21 protein-coding genes and 1 tRNA gene are annotated in these 19159 nt (G+C 61.3%); 1 reads left to right on the forward strand and 21 read right to left on the reverse strand.

All coding sequences use genetic code 11. The features are described 5' to 3' along the window. Positions 1 to 45: 45 nt before the first annotated feature. The 17 genes from F6V30_RS15425 to F6V30_RS15505 all read right to left on the reverse strand — a co-directional run bounded on the left by F6V30_RS15425 (position 46) and on the right by F6V30_RS15505 (position 15995). Positions 46 to 1404, reverse strand: coding sequence for an epoxyqueuosine reductase (locus F6V30_RS15425; protein ID WP_151157876.1), 1359 nt, complete (start codon positions 1402 to 1404; stop codon positions 46 to 48). A gap of 10 nt (positions 1405 to 1414) precedes the next feature. Continuing rightward, a complete protein-coding gene (locus F6V30_RS15430) occupies positions 1415 to 2179 on the reverse strand; it encodes an ABC transporter permease (protein WP_246163558.1) in 765 nt (254 codons plus the stop codon). A gap of 12 nt (positions 2180 to 2191) precedes the next feature. Beyond that, positions 2192 to 3241: an ABC transporter substrate-binding protein gene (locus F6V30_RS15435; protein ID WP_151157877.1), complete on the reverse strand. Its 1050-nt coding sequence runs from the start codon at positions 3239 to 3241 to the stop codon at positions 2192 to 2194. A gap of 37 nt (positions 3242 to 3278) precedes the next feature. Further along, positions 3279 to 4181 carry an ABC transporter permease gene (locus F6V30_RS15440; protein WP_151157878.1) on the reverse strand — a complete coding sequence of 301 codons (903 nt, stop codon included), beginning with the start codon at positions 4179 to 4181 and terminating at the stop codon, positions 3279 to 3281. Positions 4182 to 4239: 58 nt separating this feature from the next. Further along, positions 4240 to 5268, reverse strand: a complete 1029-nt coding sequence (locus F6V30_RS15445) for an ABC transporter substrate-binding protein (RefSeq protein ID WP_151157880.1) — start codon at positions 5266 to 5268, stop codon at positions 4240 to 4242. Next, positions 5265 to 6086 carry a substrate-binding domain-containing protein gene (locus F6V30_RS15450; RefSeq protein ID WP_151157881.1) on the reverse strand — a complete coding sequence of 274 codons (822 nt, stop codon included), beginning with the start codon at positions 6084 to 6086 and terminating at the stop codon, positions 5265 to 5267. Before F6V30_RS15450 ends, F6V30_RS15445 begins: the two co-directional genes overlap by 4 nt. Then, the gene (locus F6V30_RS15455; protein ID WP_151157883.1) at positions 6083 to 6898 is read right to left on the reverse strand and encodes an ABC transporter ATP-binding protein; all 816 of its coding nucleotides are present in this window, start codon (positions 6896 to 6898) and stop codon (positions 6083 to 6085) included. The genes F6V30_RS15450 and F6V30_RS15455 overlap by 4 nt, the downstream gene beginning before the upstream one ends. Before the next feature lie 10 nt (positions 6899 to 6908). Then, a complete protein-coding gene (locus F6V30_RS15460) occupies positions 6909 to 7565 on the reverse strand; it encodes a DUF1847 domain-containing protein (RefSeq protein ID WP_151157885.1) in 657 nt (218 codons plus the stop codon). A 165-nt stretch (positions 7566 to 7730) separates the two neighbouring features. After that, positions 7731 to 8606, reverse strand: a complete 876-nt coding sequence (gene nifH / locus F6V30_RS15465; RefSeq protein WP_151157887.1) for a nitrogenase iron protein — start codon at positions 8604 to 8606, stop codon at positions 7731 to 7733. 12 nt (positions 8607 to 8618) lie between these two features. Continuing rightward, positions 8619 to 8963 carry a NifB/NifX family molybdenum-iron cluster-binding protein gene (locus tag F6V30_RS15470; protein WP_151157889.1) on the reverse strand — a complete coding sequence of 115 codons (345 nt, stop codon included), beginning with the start codon at positions 8961 to 8963 and terminating at the stop codon, positions 8619 to 8621. Between the two features lie 372 nt (positions 8964 to 9335). Further along, entirely contained in the window at positions 9336 to 10181 is an 846-nt protein-coding gene (locus F6V30_RS15475; RefSeq protein WP_151157891.1) for an ABC transporter ATP-binding protein, read from the reverse strand. A 4-nt stretch (positions 10182 to 10185) separates the two neighbouring features. Beyond that, positions 10186 to 11028 (reverse strand): ABC transporter permease, encoded by an 843-nt coding sequence (locus tag F6V30_RS15480; protein ID WP_151157893.1) that lies wholly within the window; start codon positions 11026 to 11028, stop codon positions 10186 to 10188. Then, positions 11010 to 11939 (reverse strand): ABC transporter substrate-binding protein, encoded by a 930-nt coding sequence (locus F6V30_RS15485; RefSeq protein WP_191965736.1) that lies wholly within the window; start codon positions 11937 to 11939, stop codon positions 11010 to 11012. The genes F6V30_RS15480 and F6V30_RS15485 overlap by 19 nt, the downstream gene beginning before the upstream one ends. Before the next feature lie 43 nt (positions 11940 to 11982). Continuing rightward, positions 11983 to 12945, reverse strand: a complete 963-nt coding sequence (locus F6V30_RS15490) for an ABC transporter substrate-binding protein (RefSeq protein ID WP_151157897.1) — start codon at positions 12943 to 12945, stop codon at positions 11983 to 11985. Positions 12946 to 12959: 14 nt separating this feature from the next. After that, positions 12960 to 14249, reverse strand: coding sequence for an O-acetylhomoserine aminocarboxypropyltransferase/cysteine synthase family protein (locus F6V30_RS15495; RefSeq protein ID WP_151157899.1), 1290 nt, complete (start codon positions 14247 to 14249; stop codon positions 12960 to 12962). A 90-nt stretch (positions 14250 to 14339) separates the two neighbouring features. Then, positions 14340 to 15314 carry a sulfurtransferase gene (locus tag F6V30_RS15500; protein WP_151157901.1) on the reverse strand — a complete coding sequence of 325 codons (975 nt, stop codon included), beginning with the start codon at positions 15312 to 15314 and terminating at the stop codon, positions 14340 to 14342. A 135-nt stretch (positions 15315 to 15449) separates the two neighbouring features. Next, positions 15450 to 15995 (reverse strand): class I SAM-dependent methyltransferase, encoded by a 546-nt coding sequence (locus F6V30_RS15505; protein WP_151157903.1) that lies wholly within the window; start codon positions 15993 to 15995, stop codon positions 15450 to 15452. 340 nt (positions 15996 to 16335) lie between these two features. Here F6V30_RS15505 and F6V30_RS15510 point away from each other — a divergent pair. Next, positions 16336 to 16411, forward strand: a tRNA-Lys gene (locus F6V30_RS15510). 51 nt (positions 16412 to 16462) lie between these two features. Here the strand turns inward: F6V30_RS15510 and F6V30_RS15515 are convergent. The 4 genes from F6V30_RS15515 to F6V30_RS15530 all read right to left on the reverse strand — a co-directional run. Next, positions 16463 to 17335 (reverse strand): nucleotide-binding protein, encoded by an 873-nt coding sequence (locus tag F6V30_RS15515; RefSeq protein ID WP_191965737.1) that lies wholly within the window; start codon positions 17333 to 17335, stop codon positions 16463 to 16465. A gap of 186 nt (positions 17336 to 17521) precedes the next feature. Beyond that, positions 17522 to 17704, reverse strand: coding sequence for a YezD family protein (locus F6V30_RS15520; RefSeq protein WP_151157907.1), 183 nt, complete (start codon positions 17702 to 17704; stop codon positions 17522 to 17524). Beyond that, positions 17704 to 18657, reverse strand: coding sequence for a cysteine synthase A (gene cysK / locus F6V30_RS15525; RefSeq protein ID WP_151157909.1), 954 nt, complete (start codon positions 18655 to 18657; stop codon positions 17704 to 17706). Before cysK ends, F6V30_RS15520 begins: the two co-directional genes overlap by 1 nt. A 62-nt stretch (positions 18658 to 18719) precedes the next feature. Continuing rightward, the coding region (locus tag F6V30_RS15530; protein WP_151157912.1) for an RrF2 family transcriptional regulator at positions 18720 to 19159 on the reverse strand (440 nt) is incomplete at its 5' end.

Raw genomic sequence — 19159 nt, forward strand, 5'->3', positions numbered from 1 at the left:
CCGTTTTTCCAGATGTTTTCATCTCGTTCCTGCTCAGGTATGGCGTTACAGCGTTTTTCTGATCTTTGCCGGAATGCCCCGCGAGCAGGGGATATTGGTGGAGCAATGACCGCAGGAGCCGTAATTCCATTCCTTGAAATGCTCCTTGTTGCCGTGGGTCTCGCACCTTCCGGGCAGCTTGCCGGCAGCGGTGACGGCCCCGGTGGGGCAACGCCTGATACAGGCATCGCAGCTTCCGTCAAAGGCGTACAGACAGTAGCCGTAGACCTCCGTATAGTTTCTTTCCGTCGGGGTCAGGTGCAAGGTGGTGACAACGCTGCACAGCCGCCCAAGGCATCCCTTTTCGGAGATGAAATTCTGGTGCAGGCCGAAGGTGCCGAGTCCGGCGGCAAAAGCGGCATGGCGCTCCGACCAGAACGGCCGCCAGCCGTCGGAATCGTAGCGCGGGTCGATATTGGGCGCGACAGCCGCGCCGCCATGCCGCCCGGCGAAACGGATCAAGGCCCGGCGGACCACGTTGAGGAACTTGGAGCCGTTCCATTTGCCGGACGAGAATTCGATGGCGGAATAGCGTTGTTCCTTGGAATAGTTTGCCGATATGTGCTCCGTGAACGGCAGGAAAACGCTGATGACCGAGCGGGCACCCGGCAGCCACTCATAGGGGAGACGGTGCCCGGGACCGACCACCTCCGGGTCCTGGAAGCGCTCGAACAGGGGGTCATGGGCAGAGGCGATGCCGATCAGCGGTTCTGACCATATCGGCGGATTTAGCCCTTCCGGGAGGGCATTGCGGAAATCGGTCTTCACCAGGTTCGTCACGAAACCGAGCAGCTCATCGTACGGCACATCGGGCTGAATCTCTCCGTCAACCGCATGCTCCGGCACCGGATCGGGCAGGAAGAATTGGGGGTTGATCCCCTTCGCTATCTCCCGCCTCCTGGTCTTCCGCTCCGGGTTGGGATGGGGCGATCCCTTGACGATGAGGGGGGCGTCAAAGGGTTTTCTGAAGCCGGGGGGCGACCCCTTGGTGAAGTCATAGGCGGTCCAGATATAAAGTTGTTCGTAGATAGTCCCCAGCAACGCCTCGGCCAGTTCCGTCGCGCTCTGCCCGTCGTGCAGGCGGGTGGCACCCTCTTCCGGGAACAGTTCTCCCTCGATGAAGTAGTAGACCTCCTGGCGGATGGGGGTACTCGCGTTGCGCAGGGTGGCGGTCCGGTCCGCCGTCCGCACGGCAAGCACCTTGCGCCGGTCGGGCCGGTAGCCATAGTAGTTTGCCTGGAGGATGTAGTCTTTCAGACATTCGAACACCGACCGGCGGTTGAGGATGTTCGGGTAGGGTTCGCCCCATTTGGGGATCTCATTGACAAACAGCGACGTGCTTCCAGATGAAGTCTGGTCGGACATGGCGGTCTCCTTATCGTTTCCCGGTCCAGTACAGGGCTCTGCGCTGGATCGTATCGAAGAGTTCCATCATCAGGATGATGAAGAGGGACATGAAGATCATGCCGGCCAGGACCCGGGGATAATCGGAGAAGTCCGAATAGTACTGGATGAAATACCCCATGCCGGATTTGGCCCCGAACATCTCCGCAACCGTCAGCAGGATAAAGCTGAAGACCAGCGCCATCCCGGCGCCGGCAAAGATATGGGGGAGCGCGCCCGGAAAGACCACCAGGCGGAGCAGGCGGCTGCCGTGCAGCCCCAGCGCCCTGGCGTTGTCCAGGTAGCGTTCCTCCAGGAGCACCACCCCATGGATGGTCCCCATCAGTATGGGCCAGAAGGCGCCCATGAAGATGATGAATGCCGACGAGAGCCAGAACGTGGGCAGCACGGAGATGGCGTAGGGGATCAGCATCGTGGGGGGGATCGGGCTGACGCCCCTGAAAAGCGGCATCAGCGTGGTCCGCACGGCCTGGTGATAACCGACGAAGAGTCCCAGGCTGACCCCCAGGACGAGCGCCAGGACATAGCTGGGCAGCAGCAGGGCAAAGGAGCTCACCAGGCCTTCCATGAGCTTGGGGAACGCCTCCGCGAATGCCGGGAGAATCCTGGACAGCCCCGGGAACAGGACCGGTTCCAGCCATCCCGTGATATCGGTGGCCAGTTCGAAGAGGGCCACGCAGATCAGGATGATGACGGCTGTCCCGGCGTATTTTTTAGCGATTCTGGTCAGTAACACGGGCTATTTCCTCTAACTGTTCTGCTTTTCAAAGTGTTTTTTCGCATTCAGGTAATAACGATCCCTGGGGTTGCGGCGGATCAATTCACCGAGCGCGTCGCGGTACAACTGGGTGTTGATGTAGCGATTGATGTCCAGTTCCGACGTGACATAGTTGATATCCTTCAGCTCATGCCACATCTGTTTGACCCGGTGCTTGTCGGGATCGACGCTGACATGCTGATGCGGTTCGCTCACGAAGGTGGCAGCCAGGTTGTCGTCGATATTCATGTAGCGCTTGGTGATGTTCTGGGCCAATTTGGGGTTGGTGTCCTTGATCTTCTCGGCTTGCAGCAGAGCCCGCAGGAAAGCCCGGTAGACGTCCGGGGCGCCGTTGACCGCCCTGCCCTTGGCGACGATGCGGCAGCAGGGATGCTGGGGGAAAAAGTCGTTGCTCCACCCGACGATCGCGAGGCCGGATTCCTTGGCCTGCAGAAAGATGGACGACGCGCCGATGCCCACATCGACCTTGCCCGATTTGACCGCTTCCAGGACCGCGGGCGGATTCTTCAGTTCTATGATCTTCAGGTCCCTGTTCGGGTCGATCCCGGCACGTTTGAGCGCTCCGCGCCAGACCACGTCCGCCGTATAGAGCCGGGGAACGGCAACCGTTTTACCCCTGAAATCCTTGATGGATTTGAACTGTCCGGCGCGCGCGGGAAGGGCTATGACCGGATGCCCCCCCGCCAGGGCTCCGCCGATGATGGTGAAGTCGGAGCCCTTGGAGATAAAGGTCAACGGCGCCGCCGTGCCGAAGGAGATCCCGATGTCGATCTTGCCGCTGTTGAGCGCATTCAGGCCGTCGCCGGTGCTGCTGAACTGCACCAATTCGACCTCGACACCCTCCTTGGTAAAGAGCTTCTGATCCTGGGCGACGAAGGCCAGGATGCTGGCGCCGCCGGGGGTATAGCCGACCTTGAGTTTTCCCTGCTGTTTGGCCTCGGCCCGGGCCATGGTCAGCAGCAGCGCGACCAGCACCAGGGCGATAATGTTGCCTGCCAGTACCACTTGTTTCAACCTCATCTGATTCTCCTTTGGGTAGTATGAAAATGGACTAACGTTAGTTCCGCCACCGCAGTAGATGGCGTTCAAGGCGTTCCGTGCCGAAGGTGATGACCATCACCACCAGGCTGATGAAGATGATGCCCACGACCACCCGCGGGTAGTCGGCAAAGTCGGCGAAGTTCTTCACATACCAGCCGATGCCCGAGTTGGCGCCGATCAGCTCGGCGGCGGTCAACAGCACGAAGGCAAAAACCAGTGCAAGCGTGGCCCCGGTGCAGATGGAGGGCATGGCACCCGGCAGGATGACCCGCCGCAACAGCGTGCGCTCCTTCAAGCCGAGCACCCGTGCGGAGTCCAACAGCCCCTTGGGAATGTTGAAGACACCGTTGACCGTGTTGATGAAAATGGGCCAGAAAGCGCCGATGAAGATCACGAAGATCGAGGCAGCGCGGAAACTCGGCAACAGGGCAATGGCATAGGGGATATAGACAATGGGCGGAATGGGGCCCAGCACCTTGGTGAACGGGTTGACGGCATGGAACAGCCGGACCCGCCAGCCGACCAGAAGCCCCAGCGGCAGGGCGGTCGCCACGGCCAGCAGATACCCGCTCACCAACAGGATCAGGGAGTTCACCAGCCCTTTCAGCATGTCCGGCAATTCGGCGACAAACAGGGTCAATACCGCTTCCGGCTGGGGGAAGAGCATCTTGTCCAGCACAATGAAGCGGGAGGTGGCCACGTACCATGCCAGAAGAATGGCAAGGATGATGGCGCTCACATCGCCGGCTCCCCGACGTGATGCTTCATTTTTGACGGTAGCAAGCATGATCAGATCAATGGCCTTGACCACAAGGGCGGCGGTCAAAAGATGCCAGGGGACCTGCCCTGCCGACGGCCAGAAAATGGTCGCCAGCAGGGTGACAAAGAGCAGGTTTGATGCAGTTGCTATCTGGTTCATGGGTATATCCTGATGGGTATGGATGTGCGGTTCCGGGCCGCAGCCCCGGAATGCCTTCTCAATCATTCTTTTTGTAGAAGCTCAGCATCTGCTGATAGACCTTGTCCTTAGGGTTTTTCTTGATCACCGAATCGAGCGCCTGCTTGTAGATGTCGGTGTTGATATGCTTGTCGATCGGGTAGTCCTGGGGGATGTAGCCCGCCTCACGGATATGCTGCCAGAAATCCAGTATCCCCTTGCGGAGCGGGTCGGGGTTCGATTCGGACACCTTTTTCACATACGTTTCGTTGCGGACGATGCCTTCGTCGATCTTCAGGGACTTGGTATAGATCCGGACCGTCTCTTCGGGGTTGGTTTTATAGAACCTGTAGGCACGGATCAGCGCGGCCAGGAAACGGCGATAGGTATCCTTGTCGGCATTCAGCTTGGCCGTGGGGGCAACGATGCGGCAGCAGGTGTACTTGGGGTAGTATTCTTCGAGGTAGTGGGCAACCTTCAGGCCGCTGTTCTTCTCGGCCAGTGAAAAGTGAGGCGGCCACAGGAGCCCTGCATCCACGGCACCTTTCTTGATCGCCTCCACCACCGCCGTGGCCGAGCCCAGCTCAACGAACGTGATATCCTTTTTCCAGTCGATGCCGGCCTTTTTCAGGGCGCCCTTGAAGATGACATCACCGGTGGAAAGCTTCACCAAGCCGATCTTCTTCCCTTTGTAGACCTTGAGGTTCCTGCCCGAGAGTTCGGCCAGACGCTCCGGCCGGGTGACGATGGCCTGTCCGCCGATCATCATGCCGCCGAAGAAGGTGAAGTCGGACCCTTTGGAGATGAACAACAGCGGCGCGGTGGTGCCGAAGGTGCCCACGTCCAGTTTTTCTGCCTTGAGCGCGGCTATGCCCTCGGAGGCGCTGCCGAACTGGAACAGCTCCACGTCGACCCCTTCTTCCTTGAAGTAGCCCTTTTCCTTGGCCACGAAGTACAACCCGTGGGCCGGCTCCGGGACATACCCCACCCGAAGCTTGGGCAGGTTTGCGGCAACGGCGACGGACACCATGAACATTGACAGCAGGAATGCGGCGATGATCCTCTTCATTGGGTACTGCCTCCTTGTAACGAAAATAGTCTGCCGGAATTTGCCGGGCAGCAATTGGGCGTGCAGACCGCCCTGGAGAACAGGTCGTGCAGGACAGGGTCCATGGGACCCATCAACAGGCGGTCCAGTGCATCGCAGTAAATCTCTTCATAGACATGGTTTGCCAGGAAATCACCCGGCATGGCGGCATCCTGGAGGCCGAGCCCCTGCCAGATGCGGAGCATGCGCCAATAGTCCGGGTTGGGGTCGAAATGGATATTCGGGGCAACCGTTCCTTGCGCCAGCTTCTGCAGCGTTGCCTGTCTGACTGCCGGCGGTTGCTGGTGCAGCGTGCGGTGGGCCCGGATCAGGGCGGCGGTCAAGCCGATGATGGTGCCCTTTTCGGCCGCCGGCCGGCCTGCCGGAACGAGCACGACAATCCCCCTGCGCTCCTGTTCGCGCTGAGCGCTTTCGTCCAGGTTAGCCAGCGGCCCCGCGTCGGCGGGGGTCCCGCCTCCGGCAATGATGCGGAATTCCTTTCCTTTGGCTATCTGCCCCAGCGCCTCTCCGACCATGAAGGCTCCGGCGTCGATGGAGCCCGCCTCGAGGGCGGCCAGGCCGCCGGCGGTATCCTGAAATTTGACCAGTTTGACCTGCAATCCTTCTTCGCGAAAATGGCCGTATGTCGCGGCAACGCGGCACAGGGCGCTGCCGGGGTGGTCCAGGTAGCCCAGGCGGAAGATTTTTCCCGCCGCACGGCACGGCATGACGCCGGAGACCAGCAACAGCACCGCCATGAGAGGCGGTGCCGCTATCCGGCGGACACGCCCGGGACTCATATCCCATCCCCCTGGGATGCGACTATCTGACCGGCATCCAGCTCGGAGAGGATGTTTTCGTACAGCACCGTGACCAGGCGGTCCCGCAGTGCCTGGAAGGTCTGGTTGTGGTACAGTTCCTGGCGGATGCGGGGACGGGGCAGGTCAACCTCGAATACGCCCTTGATGGTGCCGGGATTGACGCCCAGCACCACGATGCGGTTGGCCAGCAGGATGGCCTCCTCCACGTCATGGGTGACGAAGAAGACTGTCTTGCGCTCGTCCTGCCGCTGCTGCCAGAGCTGGAGCAACAGGTCCTGGAGCCGGGCGCGGGTGATGGCGTCCAGTGCGCCGAAGGGCTCGTCCATCAAAAGCACCGGCGCGTTAATGGCAAAGGCCCGCGCAATGGCGGCCCGCTGGCGCATCCCGCCCGAAAGCAGGCCGGGGAGTTTGTCGTAGGCATCCGGCAGGCCGACCATCTCCAGGTAGCCGGCCGCCGTCTCACGGTACTCCTCCTTCTTCTTCCCGGGGAAGGCCTGTTCCAGGGCCAGGACGATGTTCTGCCCGGCGGTCATCCAGGGAAACAGGGAGTAATCCTGGAAGACCACCCCCCGGTCCAGGCCGGGACCGCTGATCTGCTTCCCGTCCAGGGTGATGCCCCCCGACGAGGGAAAGGAAAGCCCTGCCAGAAGCCGCAGGAGCGTACTCTTGCCGCAGCCGGACGGCCCCAGCAGGCAGACGAAATCCCCCGGTTCGGCGGTAAAGGTGATGTCCTGCAGGACCCGTTGGTCACCGTAGGAATAATTAACGTTGGACAATGTCACTTCGTACATGGAGCTATCCTCACAGATCCCGTTTGTCGGCCAGCCGTTTGTAGTACGAGTGGCTGGTGTACAGCGCGCCGACCGGGTTGTGGGCCAACACGCGGTCCTTGACCACAAGGTAGGTGACCGGCGCTTTGGAGTATTTGATGAACATGGAATCGTGGCCGACGCACAGGCCGACGATTATGTTCAGATCGGTCTTTTCCCTGGCCAGGATGCGGGCCTGGAGCACCGGGTTGCAGGCCGATTCGTGCTGGCCCTTGTTGATCTTGTGCTCTTCCGGGATGCCCAGTTCGGTCTTATCCACCGAACCGACCTTGCAGGCCACGGTATAGCTCTGTATCCCCTGGGCATCGAGGAACTTGATGAAGTTTTTGGTCTCGTTGATCAGGCCGACGCAGGTGGCGATGCCGACCTTCTTTGCCTTGATGCGGCGGGCAAAGGCGGCCACCTCCTCCACGCGGGTCAACCTGCCGTAATAGGTCCCTTCGACCTCTGCGGCGGCGTTGGAGATCTTCGACACCAGCGGATCTTCGCGGTAGATGCGGCTGACCTCCTCGATCTCCTGTTTGTCCTCGGCCTCGGTCAGGCAGAAGGCGGGAAAAACGGAGGTCCGCGAGTTGCAGTTGACGGTGGCGCAGTCGCCACAGGTCAGTACGTTCTTTTTCTTGGCCATGGTTCTCTCCGAAGGATGGTATTATCGGACTGTTGAAAAGCTCAGGTTGTTCAAAAATAGTCAGATCGTCGCACCCGGAGAAGGCCCTAAGGAGGCGTAGCAGCGCTACGCCGCACGAAAGGGCTTTCGATGAGGGCGGCGAGATGGCTGTTTTTCAACAACCTCTTAGATGCTTGCCCCGTTGCTGCGCACCTCCCCGGCTTCAACGGCCAGGATCTGATCGGACCAGTCGGCGGCCCACTTGCGCAGCGCCTCCGCGCTCAGCGGCTCCGGCACCTTGGATTCAGTGTGGTTGGCGATCCTGTCCGCAAGCTTCTTATAGACCTGGGCCTGCTCGGAATCGGGGAAGGCCTCGATGGTGGTCTTGCCCTGCAACTCGGCCTGGGTGACGGTGATCGAACGGGGCACATACTCCATCACCTGGGTGTTGGTGCGGGCCACGAAGTCGTCGATGATATGCTTGGCGTAGGGTGCATTGACGGAGTTGGCGATCACCCCGCCCAGGAGCGCCCCGCCGTTGTTGGAGTACTTCTTGATGCCGGTGAACAGGTTGTTGGCGGCGTAAATGGCCATGAAGTCCGACGACGACACCGTGAAGACATGCTCGGCGATCCCCTCCCGGATCGGCACGGCAAAGCCGCCGCAGACCACGTCCCCCAGGACGTCGTAGATCACGTAATCCAGGTCCAGTTCCTCGAAGACCCGTTGCTGTTTGAGCAGCTCGATGGCGGTGATGATGCCGCGGCCGGCGCAGCCGACCCCCGGCGCGGGTCCGCCGGCCTCCACGCAGTGGACGCCGTTGAAACCGGAGAAGATCACTTCGCCGGCCTTGGCGCTCTTCTTTTCCCGCAGGGTATCCAGGATCGTGGGGATGTAGTTCCCCCCCCGCAGGGTGACGGTGGAGTCGTTCTTGGGGTCGCAGCCGACCTGCATGACCTTGTAGCCTGCCACCGACAGGGCGGCGGTGATATTGGAGGTGGTGGTGGATTTACCGATGCCTCCCTTGCCGTAGATCGCTATCTGTTTCGGTTTTTTTGCCATCTGTTCCTCCGGTTATTTGATGTAGGTGAAACGCTTCGACGCCCGCAATGTTTCCAGGGCCTCGTCGATGAGGCCGCCCATGGTGAAGGCCAGAATCCGGTGACCGATGAGGGCGTCGATGGCGCCGGGGCCGACCTGGGCGGCAACCACCCCTCGGCAGTCGGCAATGAGTTGCGCGGCCCGGTCCAGAACATCGTCGTCATGCTGCTGCCCCCCGCAGGCCGGGGTATTTTTCCGCAGTTCCAGAAATTCATGCCCTTCGTCGTGCAGCCGGTAGATGCGGAAGGCCCGCGCCCTGCCGAAATGCTCGTTTATCGTCGTCCCGTCGCTGCTTGCCACGGCGATCTTTACATCCATGGGCCAAACTCCTCGTTGGGGTTGAAAATAAAAAAAAGAGGTCAAGGTATGGGCGTAATTCTCGCCCTGCCTTGACCTCCAGTGTGTCTGGTCGGCCGTTATCGATGTGTTTGTGTGTGAAGCGGAAACTGTCAGATCACATTTCTTGACTTAATCAGTGTTACTTAAGTGGTGATAAAATTAACATTTGTATGCGATTTCGTCAATAAAAAAAATAATATTATGTCTATCTATTTTGTATTTTATCTGACTATTCGCAAAAAAGAGGCCAAGATACGCCAATTTCCGGCCATGTTTTGTTGAGCAATCAACGGGATAATCATGGGTGGTGACGTGGCACTGCCACGACCGGGTGCAGGTCACACGGCCGGGTTACTGGCCCCAAAAGTGGGACAGTACCTGCTCTTTAAGCGTCTCAATGGCAACGGTCCGATGCCGGCGCGGCCGAGGGACGTCGATGGCGACCCGGCCACGGATCGCTCCGGGCGCCGGGGAGAAGATGTAGACCTCGTCGGACAGGCAGACCGCTTCGCCCACGTCGTGAGTCGCCAGGACAATGGTTATGCCGCTGGTCTCCCAGAGGCGCACCAGATCGTCCTGGAGTTTTTCCCGGGTCAGGGCGTCAACGGCTGCAAAGGGCTCATCCATCAGGATGATCCGGGGTTCCGCGGAAAAGGCCCGCGCCAGGGCCAGCCGCTGGCGCATGCCGCCCGACAGGTGGGACGGGTAGCTGTCGGCGGCCTCCTCAAGACTGACCATGGCCAGATAGTGGCGGGCCAGTTTTTCGCGCTCGCCCCGGGGGACGCCGCGCAGCCCGAGGACGAACTGCACGTTCTGACGGGCGGTCATCCAGGGGAAGACGGCGTAGTCCTGGAAGATCATGGCGATGTCGTGCCGGGGCTTGTTGCGGAAGAGGCTGTTGGCGATGGGGGAGAGGAAGCGGTGCTTTTTCCGGTACGCCTTCATCCCGGCCTGGGTTGCGGGGAGCGGCTCCAATACCCGTGTGCCGTCGATACGCACTTCACCGTGGGACGGCGCCTGAAGCCCGGCCAGGATCTCCAAAAAGGTGGACTTGCCGCAGCCGGTCGGACCGACCAGGGACACAAAGGCGCCGTCTGCGATGGTGAGCGACACCGACTGCAGCACCGTCTTGTCCGCCGTACGCCCCTGCCCGCTTGAAGTGGGAAAGGTTTTGGTGATGGCGACCGCCTCGATCATGGCGTCACCGTTCGATGCGCCATACGGCCAGCTTCGACTCGGCGTATTTCACTGTTTCGGTCATAAGCCATCCGGCAGCGCCCAGGATCAGCATGCAGACCGCCATCCGGTCGATCTGGAAATATTCCTTGCCCCGCAGCAGCAGGTAGCCGATCCCGCTGCCGCCGCTCTGCATCTCGGCCACCACCAGCATGACCAGTCCCAGGGCGATGCCGATCCTGATCCCCATGATGACCGAACCGAGGGCGTGCCAGATGTGAACGTGGGTAATGATGGTGAATTCGCTGGCGCCGAAGACGCGGGCCGAGGCGATGTACCGGGGGTCGGTCTCGCTGATCCCCTGGTAGGTACTGAACAGCACCGGATAGAACACCCCCAGGAAGATGAGGAACACCTGCATCGGCAGGCCGATGCCCAGCACGATCATGGTGACCGGCACCCAGGCCGGCGGCGGGATCGGCGCCAGGATCTGGAACAGGGGCAGGCAATGCTTGCGGATGAACCGGTTCCACCCCATCAGTACCCCGAGGGGAAAAGCGGTCGCCACCGCCAGGGTGAAGCCGAGGAAGAAGCGGAGCGCGCTCTCCCCCAGGTGCCCCAGCAGATGTTGCTTCTGGAGCATCTGGCCGAAGGTGGAAAAGAGCGTTGACGGTGGCGGAACGAGGGAGGCCGGCACCAGGCCGAGCCGGGGCAGGAGTTCCCAGAGGATCAGCAACGGCATCAGCACGGTCAGGGATTCCCGGGACAGCAGGCTGCCGAAGGACGACCGCCAGAAGAGCCGCACCTCGGCCGGCAGCCGCCGCCAGCGGCCTTCAGTCCCACCCGCGATCAGCGGAGCACCAGGCATCGCCCATCTCCCAACTCCTTGCGCAGGTCATCGCCCACCGTCACGAAGTTTGCCGTCGGCAGCCGTTCCAGGTCTTCCCGGGAATAACCGAGCCGTTTGCTTACCGCCTTGCGTAGTTCGGCAGGGGGCAGTGCGCTGGCCGCCAGCAGCGACTGCACCACCGGCTTGAGCGCCTCCACGGCCCCTCCCCTGACCACCAGAAAATAATCGCTCTGGGCCAGGGCGGCCGGGCAGCACTCGTCGCCGGCCTTGATGTCCCAATTCTGGTAGAGCACCTTGTGCCCCAGGTGCTCGGCGAGCACCGCGTAGGAACCCTTCACCAGCACGGCATCGACCTTGCCCGCCTCCAGGGCGGGCACCATCTCGTCGAAGGACATGAAACGGGTGCGTATCCGATCCACGTCGACGCCCAGGCGCTTGGCGTCCCTCCTGAACTGGTGGAGCAGCTTGCAGTCCGGTTCCTGAGCCGCAATGGTCCTGCCGGCAAGATCCCCCAGACGGATGTTGAGATCCTTGCGGATCACCAGCGTCGCACCGTAGGGAAACTGTACGGCACCAGCCACCTTGAGGGTCTCGCCTCCGGGTGCCTTGAGCAGTTTCACCGCCTTGTTGGTCTCGACAAAACCGGCGTCGACCGCGCCCGAGATCAGGGAGTAGCCGATGTCGCCACCGCTGCCGATGGGAACCGCTTGCCAGGCACGCGGCCGGCCCGCCTGGCGCTCATCGGCGGCGTACAGCGGCCCGAGCAGGGGGCTGTCACCGTAACCGATGCGGACGGACGGCGGCGACTGAGCCGGGCCAGGTTGGAGGGAACCCTGGTGCGGATTCTGTTTCCGGCACGCCGCACACAGTAGTATCGTTGTGAAGAGCAGCACAATCCATGGGGCGAGCATCTGTCTTTTCCGGTTCATCCGTTGCGAATCCTCCCTGTCTCTGTGACTCCGTGCCAGATATTCAGCGGGCGGCACCCCAGGTAATCCCCTTGAATGCCGCGGCATACAGGTTCTCCTTCGGATTCTCCCGAATCTCCTTAATGGCCGCCAAATCCTCGCCCAAGACGTGTAAACCTTTTTCATCGATCCTGTCGTTGAAGGTGAAGCGGCGGGCGGCACGCGTGATGGCCTGTTGCGGAGCGCCGGTGTATTTCTGGGCGATCTCCGCGATCTGCCGGGAGGCGGGGGCCTTGTTGATAAGGGTATTGGCCTCCCGGATGGCCGCAACCAGGCGTTTGAGCGCGTCCGGGTTTTCCTTGAGATAGGCCGTGCGTGCATTGATGGTCCGGCAGGGGAACTTCTGCGGAGCGTCGCGCAGGATTGCCCTGTACCCTTTGATCTCGGCGATGGCGAGGTGCGGGTCCTCCAGGATGGCGCCATCCACCTTGCCGGCATCCAGCGCGACGATAGCCGGACCTCCGGCCAACTTTTCCAGGACAAAGCGGGCGCCGGCTTCACGGGCCTTTTTCTCGTAGGCGATAACCGCCTCGCAGGCCGGGGCGCTGCCGGCAATGCGTTTTCCGTTCAAATCCCTGTAGGACCTGATGGGAGAGCCCTTGGGAACGACCAGCAGCGAGGAACAGGGGGCCTTGACCTGGGCAATGATCTTGAGCGGTGCGCCGTTGGCGATAGCCGAAACAGCTACCGACGGGCAGGACCAGAAGACGTCGGCCTGGCCGGAGATCACCAGATCGCGGGCCAGGGCCGGGTCCCTGGCCTCCACGATGGCAACGTCAAGCCCGTGTTTTTGGAACAGCCCACGCTCCTGGGCCACATACAGGTTCAGGTGGTTGGTTGTTTTGGCGTCGGCAATGATGATCCTGGCGGGGGCGGCCTCCTTGCGGGCCGCAACCGCCCCCCCCATGCCGGCCGCCAGGGCGGCAAAAACGCCGACAGCGATAATCCCGGTTCGCCACATGCCCATATCGGTTTCCCCCCTTACACCTGGGCCAGAGCCTGCTCCAGATCGGCGATGATGTCATTCACGTTCTCGACGCCCACCGACAGGCGGATGAAATCGGGGGTTACGCCGGTGGCGAGCTGCTCATCGGGGTTCAACTGCTGATGGGTGGTGGATGCCGGATGGATCACCAGAGACTTGGCGTCGCCGATGTTGGCCAGAAGCGAGTGCAGCTTGAGGTGGTCGATGAATTTTTTCCCCTCTGCCACGCCGCCTCCCTTGATGCCGAAGCCGACCAGGGCGCCGAACAGGCCGCGGGTGTGATACTTTTTGGCCACCGCGTACGAAGGGTGGTCCGGCAGCCCGGGGTAGTTGACCCAGCTGACCTTGGGATGGTTCTTGAGAAACTGGGCCACGGCCAGGGCATTGGTGCTGTGGCGCTCCATGCGCAGATGCAGGGTTTCCAGCCCCAGGAGGAACAGGAACGAGTTGAAGGGCGACACGGTCGGCCCGATGTCCCGCATCAGTTGGACGCGCACCTTGGTGATATAGGCCACGTTGCCCAGGGCCTCCCAGAAATTGAGACCGTGGTAGGAGGGGTCCGGCTCGGCGATCTGGGGGAATGCGCCGTTGCCCCAGTTGAAGCTGCCGCCGTCCACGATCACGCCGCCGATGGAGGTGCCGTGGCCGCCGATGAACTTGGTGGCGGAATGCACCACGATATCGGCGCCATGTTTGAGCGGCTGCACCAGATAGGGGGAGGGAGCGGTGTTGTCGATGATCAGCGGGATATTGTTTTCATGGGCGATGGCCGCCACTTTCTCGATATCCAGGGTATCCAGCTTGGGGTTGCCCACGGTTTCGCCGTAGAGCAGCTTGGTCTTGGGGGTGATGGCCTTGCGGAAGTTCTCCGGGTCAGAGGGATCGACGAACCTGACCGTGATCCCCAGTTGGGGAAACGTATAGTGGAACAGGTTGTAGGTGCCGCCGTACAGGCTGGTGGCGGAAACGATCTCATCGCCGGCATGGGCCAGGGTCAGGATGGCCAGGCTGATGGCCGCCGCCCCGGAAGAGGTGGCCAGCGCCGCCGTGCCGCCTTCCAGGGCCGCCACCCTCTGCTCGAAAACGTCCGAGGTGGGGTTCATCAGACGGGTGTAGACGTTGCCGGGCTCCTGCAACCCGAAGAGCCGGGCGGCATGGTCGGCGTCGTTGAAAACATAGGACGAGGTCTGGTAGATGGGGACCGCACGGCTGTTGGTGGTGGGGTCCGGTTTCTGCCCTGCGTGCAGGGCCAGGGTTTCCGCTTGATATGCGGGAGAATCGCTCATTTGTGTGCCTCCATTGGCTGGGATGAACGCCGAAGCGTTTGGCTTATGGCTAAACCGCGCGAACCTTCGATCCGCTTGGTTACCTGATGACTAGCGGGCTTCCGTCAAGCGGACACCTTGCGGCGCTCCCTGCTCCAGCGGAAGCGCGGCGTCTTTCGACCAGCCGATCCACGAGCTGTCGTAGTTGTGCAGCTTCTCCAGCGGCCAGCCGGCAAGGTACAGGGTAAAGAGCGCCTGGGTGGAGCGCACCCCGGACTGGCAGTAGAAGTACTGTTCCTTATTCCTGTCGTAGCCGAGCGTGTGCAGCAGGTGCCCAACTTCGGCGGCATTCAGCCACTCGGCCTGATTATCCTTCTTCTTGAACAGCGCCCAGTTGCTGTGGTTGCTCCCTGGAATCCGGCCGGCGCGGTAGGCCCCCTTCTTCAACTCCTCGCCGGTAAACTCCTTCAGGTCCCGGTTATCCCACAACTGGGCGGCGGCACTGCCCCGCACGGCATCGATCTCCGGGGTATCGACCCGCAGCCGCGGCTCGGCGATGCGGGCGACAAAACCGCCTCTGCGGGCCGGGGCGTCCGGGGCCAGGATATCGACCGGATATCCGGCGGCCCGCCACGCCTTGACCCCGCCGTCCAGCACCCTGACATCACCCTTGCCGTAATAGGTGAAGGCCCACCAGAGGCGGGTGGCGTCGTACTTGGTGTCATAGACCACCACAACAGAGTTCCGGTCGATACCGAGCCCCTGCGCCAACCTGCTGAAACCGGCGGCAGCGATGATATTGCCGGCGACGCCGTTCTGGGTCTCCGGGGGCGCTTCGATATCCGGGCGATCCACCTGGTACGAACCGGGGATGTGTCCCAGGCGGTACTCCAGGTTGTTTTCAGCCGCCAGGATCACCAGCTTCGGGGTGCGGGCATCGATCAAGCGCTTCAGTTCCTGGACGCTGATCAAGGCGTTCCCCCGGGGGTACCCCTTGTAGCCGGACTCTCCGGCAACGGCACTGACCAACGTCAGGTTCAGCAGGGCCAGGATCGTGAAAATAATACGGATCGGTTTTGTGTTCATGGCACGTCTCCTTTTGAATAGAAAAAGGCCGGGGAATGCCCATGAGTATGGGACATTGAACCCGGCCTCCGGTTTTTCCGGTCAGCACAGAATCGTTTGTCGCAGGCCGTGGGGGGCCGCTCTGTAGTTACGGGCCTACGCCCGGTCCATCTGGTAGATGGCTGCCACCGCATGACTGCGGTAATAATGGCTGATGCGCCGCAGGCCGTGGGGGGCCAAAAGGGTATCGAGTTCCTCGTGGGTAAGGGTTTTGGAGCATTCCGCACACGAGAAATAGTCGTTGCAGGTCGTGTCGCAGCGCTCCTGCGGCTTGCGGCACCGCACCTCCATCAACAGGTAACCGCCCGGCCGCAGGTTGGCGACGGCATTTTTCAGGTAGGCGTGCCGTTCGGCGCCATTCATGATGATGTTGAACACATAGGTGGACAGCACCAGATCCACGTTCAGGTCGCTACGGGACAGTTCATCGGTGGCAAGCAGGCGCTCCACATGGCGAACGGCCGGGCACCCTCCCAGCCTTTCCACCTGTTCCGGCAGGTCGGCGGCATAGACCCGGAACCCCTCCTGTGCCAGGTAAAGGGCGTTGCGCATGGTGCCGGTCCCGTAGTCCAGGACCTTTGCGGCATTCTGTTTTTTGAAGAAACGGCTATAACGTTTCACACTCTCGGCTACGGCTGCCATCGCGCCCCCCTCCTTATTTAAAATATAATAACTATAAATTTAATAGACTAATAACATGCGAAGATAAAACCTGTCAAGAAAAATAATCGACATATCCTTTGAGCAGGCATGCTGTGACCGAAATGCCGCTGCCTCCACGAAAACCCGCCCAACGGCCCGGTTGCCTGCCACGTCCACAACAGTCACCCGATGATGCCACGTTCCACCCCTTGCCGTAGACGGCACAACACTCCAAATGCATCTTTCTGGCTATTGGTACGGTTTTTTGAATTACCTCAATCGTATTTATTAATTATACCAATTGGACTGTCGTTTCGAATTAGGCTAGTGTACCCGAAACGGGCACATAGCTTAGCTGGTAGAGCAGCCGACTCTTAATCGGCAGGTCGTCGGTTCGATCCCGACTGTGCCCACCATTCCTCCCCGCCACACTTCCCTGCGCAGCAACATCACCTGCGCCCTTGCGGTCAAATCGCAGCCCCATCGGTAACCAGTCCGTTTTCAAGGGCATAGATCCGGTCTCCCCACGTCCGCGCCCATGCCCGCAGTTCTTCGGGCTGCATCGGCACAGCCAGGCCCGGCTGGGACGTGGCCTCGTCAACGATCTGATTGGCCAGCCTGCGGTAGAAATAGGACTGGTTGGAGAGGGGCGACGCCTCGATGACGGTCTTGCCGTACAGTTCGCACTGCCTGACCATCAGGGAACGGGGGATGCGCCCCATGGTGCGGGTGCGGGTCTGCACGGCGAAATCGGCGATAAACGACTCCTCGAACGAACTGGTTATGCTGTTGGGGATCAGTCCCCCCACCGGGACCGGCACATTCGATTCGCCATAGCGGTCCAACATCCTGAAGATGGCGTTGGCGGCATGCAGCGACATGAAATCGGCCGTTGTGACCACAAATACCCGCCGGACGCCGATCTGCTGGATCGGGGCATAGAAGCTGGAGCAGGTGCTGTCGCCGGAGATGTCGTAGAGCACGAAGTCGGGCGCGATGGCCCCGAACAGGTCGATCCTCTTCAACTCCGCAAGCGCGCGGGCTATCTCGGACGACCCGCATTGGCCCGAGCCGAACGGATCACCCAACTCGACGCAGGTGACCCCTTTGAACCCCTTGTGGGCAACGGCATCACCAGTGATCTCGCCCCGTTCCCGTAAAAGATCGAACACCGTCGGGATGGGATCGCCGCTGTTGAGGAGACTGCACGAGTCGCCTTTCGGATCACACCCCACCTGCAGGACACTGAAACCTGCTTCTGCCAGGGCGGCGCTGAGGTTGGAGGTCAAGGTGGATTTCCCCACTCCACCCTTGCCGTATAATGCGATGTGTTCTGTCATGGGTCGCCTCGTTTCCCATCCGGCAATCCGTCGCAGGATTCCGGATACGTGAAAAGCAAGAGGCCGGGGGATGCCCATGGAAGGGACATGAACCCCGGCCTCCGGTTTATCCGGTCAGCACGGATGAGATGATTGATCGTTGTTTAATAAAGTTGCAAGCGGAACCCCGTTGCAGCCGTTTGAGGATTAAATCCCGCCGCCGTCCACATACCCGACCTTGTTGAGCCGGATCTTCTCGCTCTTGTCCACCTGGATCACCCGGCCGTCCTGCACCACCAGGGTCACCGTGCCGAAACGGATCGAGCTCAGCGCCTCACGCACGACCTGCTCCAGGTCCCGGCTCCATGGCTCAGGGGTCGGGGCGGCCATCAGATGCCCTCGAACAGCGGCGTGGAGAGGTAGCGCTCTGCCGCGTCGGGAAGGATGGCCACAATGGTCTTGCCGGCAAATTCGTCCAGCGTGGCGAGTCGCACCGCCGCCGCAGCAGCGGCACCGCTGGAGATGCCCACAAGAATGCCTTCTTCGCGGGACAGCCGCTTGGCGAATTCGATCGCTTCGGCGCTCTCCACCGGTTCGACCCGGTCGATTACCTTGAGGTCGAGGGTGTCCGGGATGAAACCCGCGCCGATGCCCTGAATCTTGTGGGGAGCGGGTTTAATGGGCTGCCCGGCCAGGAACTGGCTGATGACCGGGCTCTCCTTGGGCTCCACCGCCACGGAGACGATCTTCTTCCCCCTGGTGTTCTTGATGTACCGGGAGATGCCGGTGATGGTGCCGCCGGTGCCGACCCCCGCCACGACCACGTCCACCGCCCCGTCCGTGTCGTTCCAGATCTCAGGGCCGGTGGTCTTCTCGTGGATCTCCGGGTTGGCCGGGTTCTTGAACTGCTGGGGGATGAAGTATTTCTTGGGGTCGGAAGCGGCGATCTCCTCGGCCTTGGCAATGGCGCCTTTCATCCCTTCGGCGCCCGGGGTGAGGATCAGGTTGGCACCCAGGGCGGCCAATACCCGGCGGCGTTCGATGCTCATGGTCTCCGGCATGGTCAGGGTCAGTTTATACCCCCGGGCCGCGGCCACGTAGGCCAAGGCGATGCCGGTGTTGCCGCTGGTCGGTTCGATGATCTCCACGCCCGGTTTGAGCACCCCGCGCTTCTCGGCATCCCAGATCAGGTTGGCCCCGATGCGGCACTTGACCGAATAGGCGGGGTTGCGCCCCTCGACCTTCACCAGGACCGTGGCCTTGGCCCCGTCAACGACGTGGTTCAGTTTGATCAGCGGTGTGTTGCCGATGGATTGGGAGTTGTCTGCGTAGATGGTGCTCATGGTTATTCTCCTTTCAGGTGTTTGTTACCTATAGAAATACTAGATAAAAAGGGCAAAAAAACTCAGATGCTGAAATCCAGCACGTTTGCCCGTTTGCTCCGCTCGGTTTCGCTCCGCTCGAGCATGTCCGCCAGGGTCAGGCTGTCCAGCACCCGGGCCAGGGCCTGGTTGACATCCACCATCACCAGCCGGATGCCGCAGACCGCCTCGTCGTCGCATTCGTCGCACTTGGCATAGTTGGTCTCGCTCAAGCACTGCACCGGCGCCAGGTCACCCTCCAGGATCCGCACCACGCTGCCCAGGGTAATCCTGGCGGGCGGGGAGGCCAGGTAGTAGCCGCCCCCCTTGCCGATCCTGCTCTGGAGGATGCCCCCCTTGCGCAGGGACAGGAGGATGAACTCCAGAAACTTCTTGGGGATGTTCCCGGCCTTGGCCAGGTCGGAAATCAATACCGGCTGGGAGGCGGGCTGCCCGGCCAGATGATAGAGCGCCTTGAGCGCGT

This window comes from Oryzomonas sagensis, assembly GCF_008802355.1.
Lineage (GTDB): Bacteria > Desulfobacterota > Desulfuromonadia > Geobacterales > Pseudopelobacteraceae > Oryzomonas > Oryzomonas sagensis.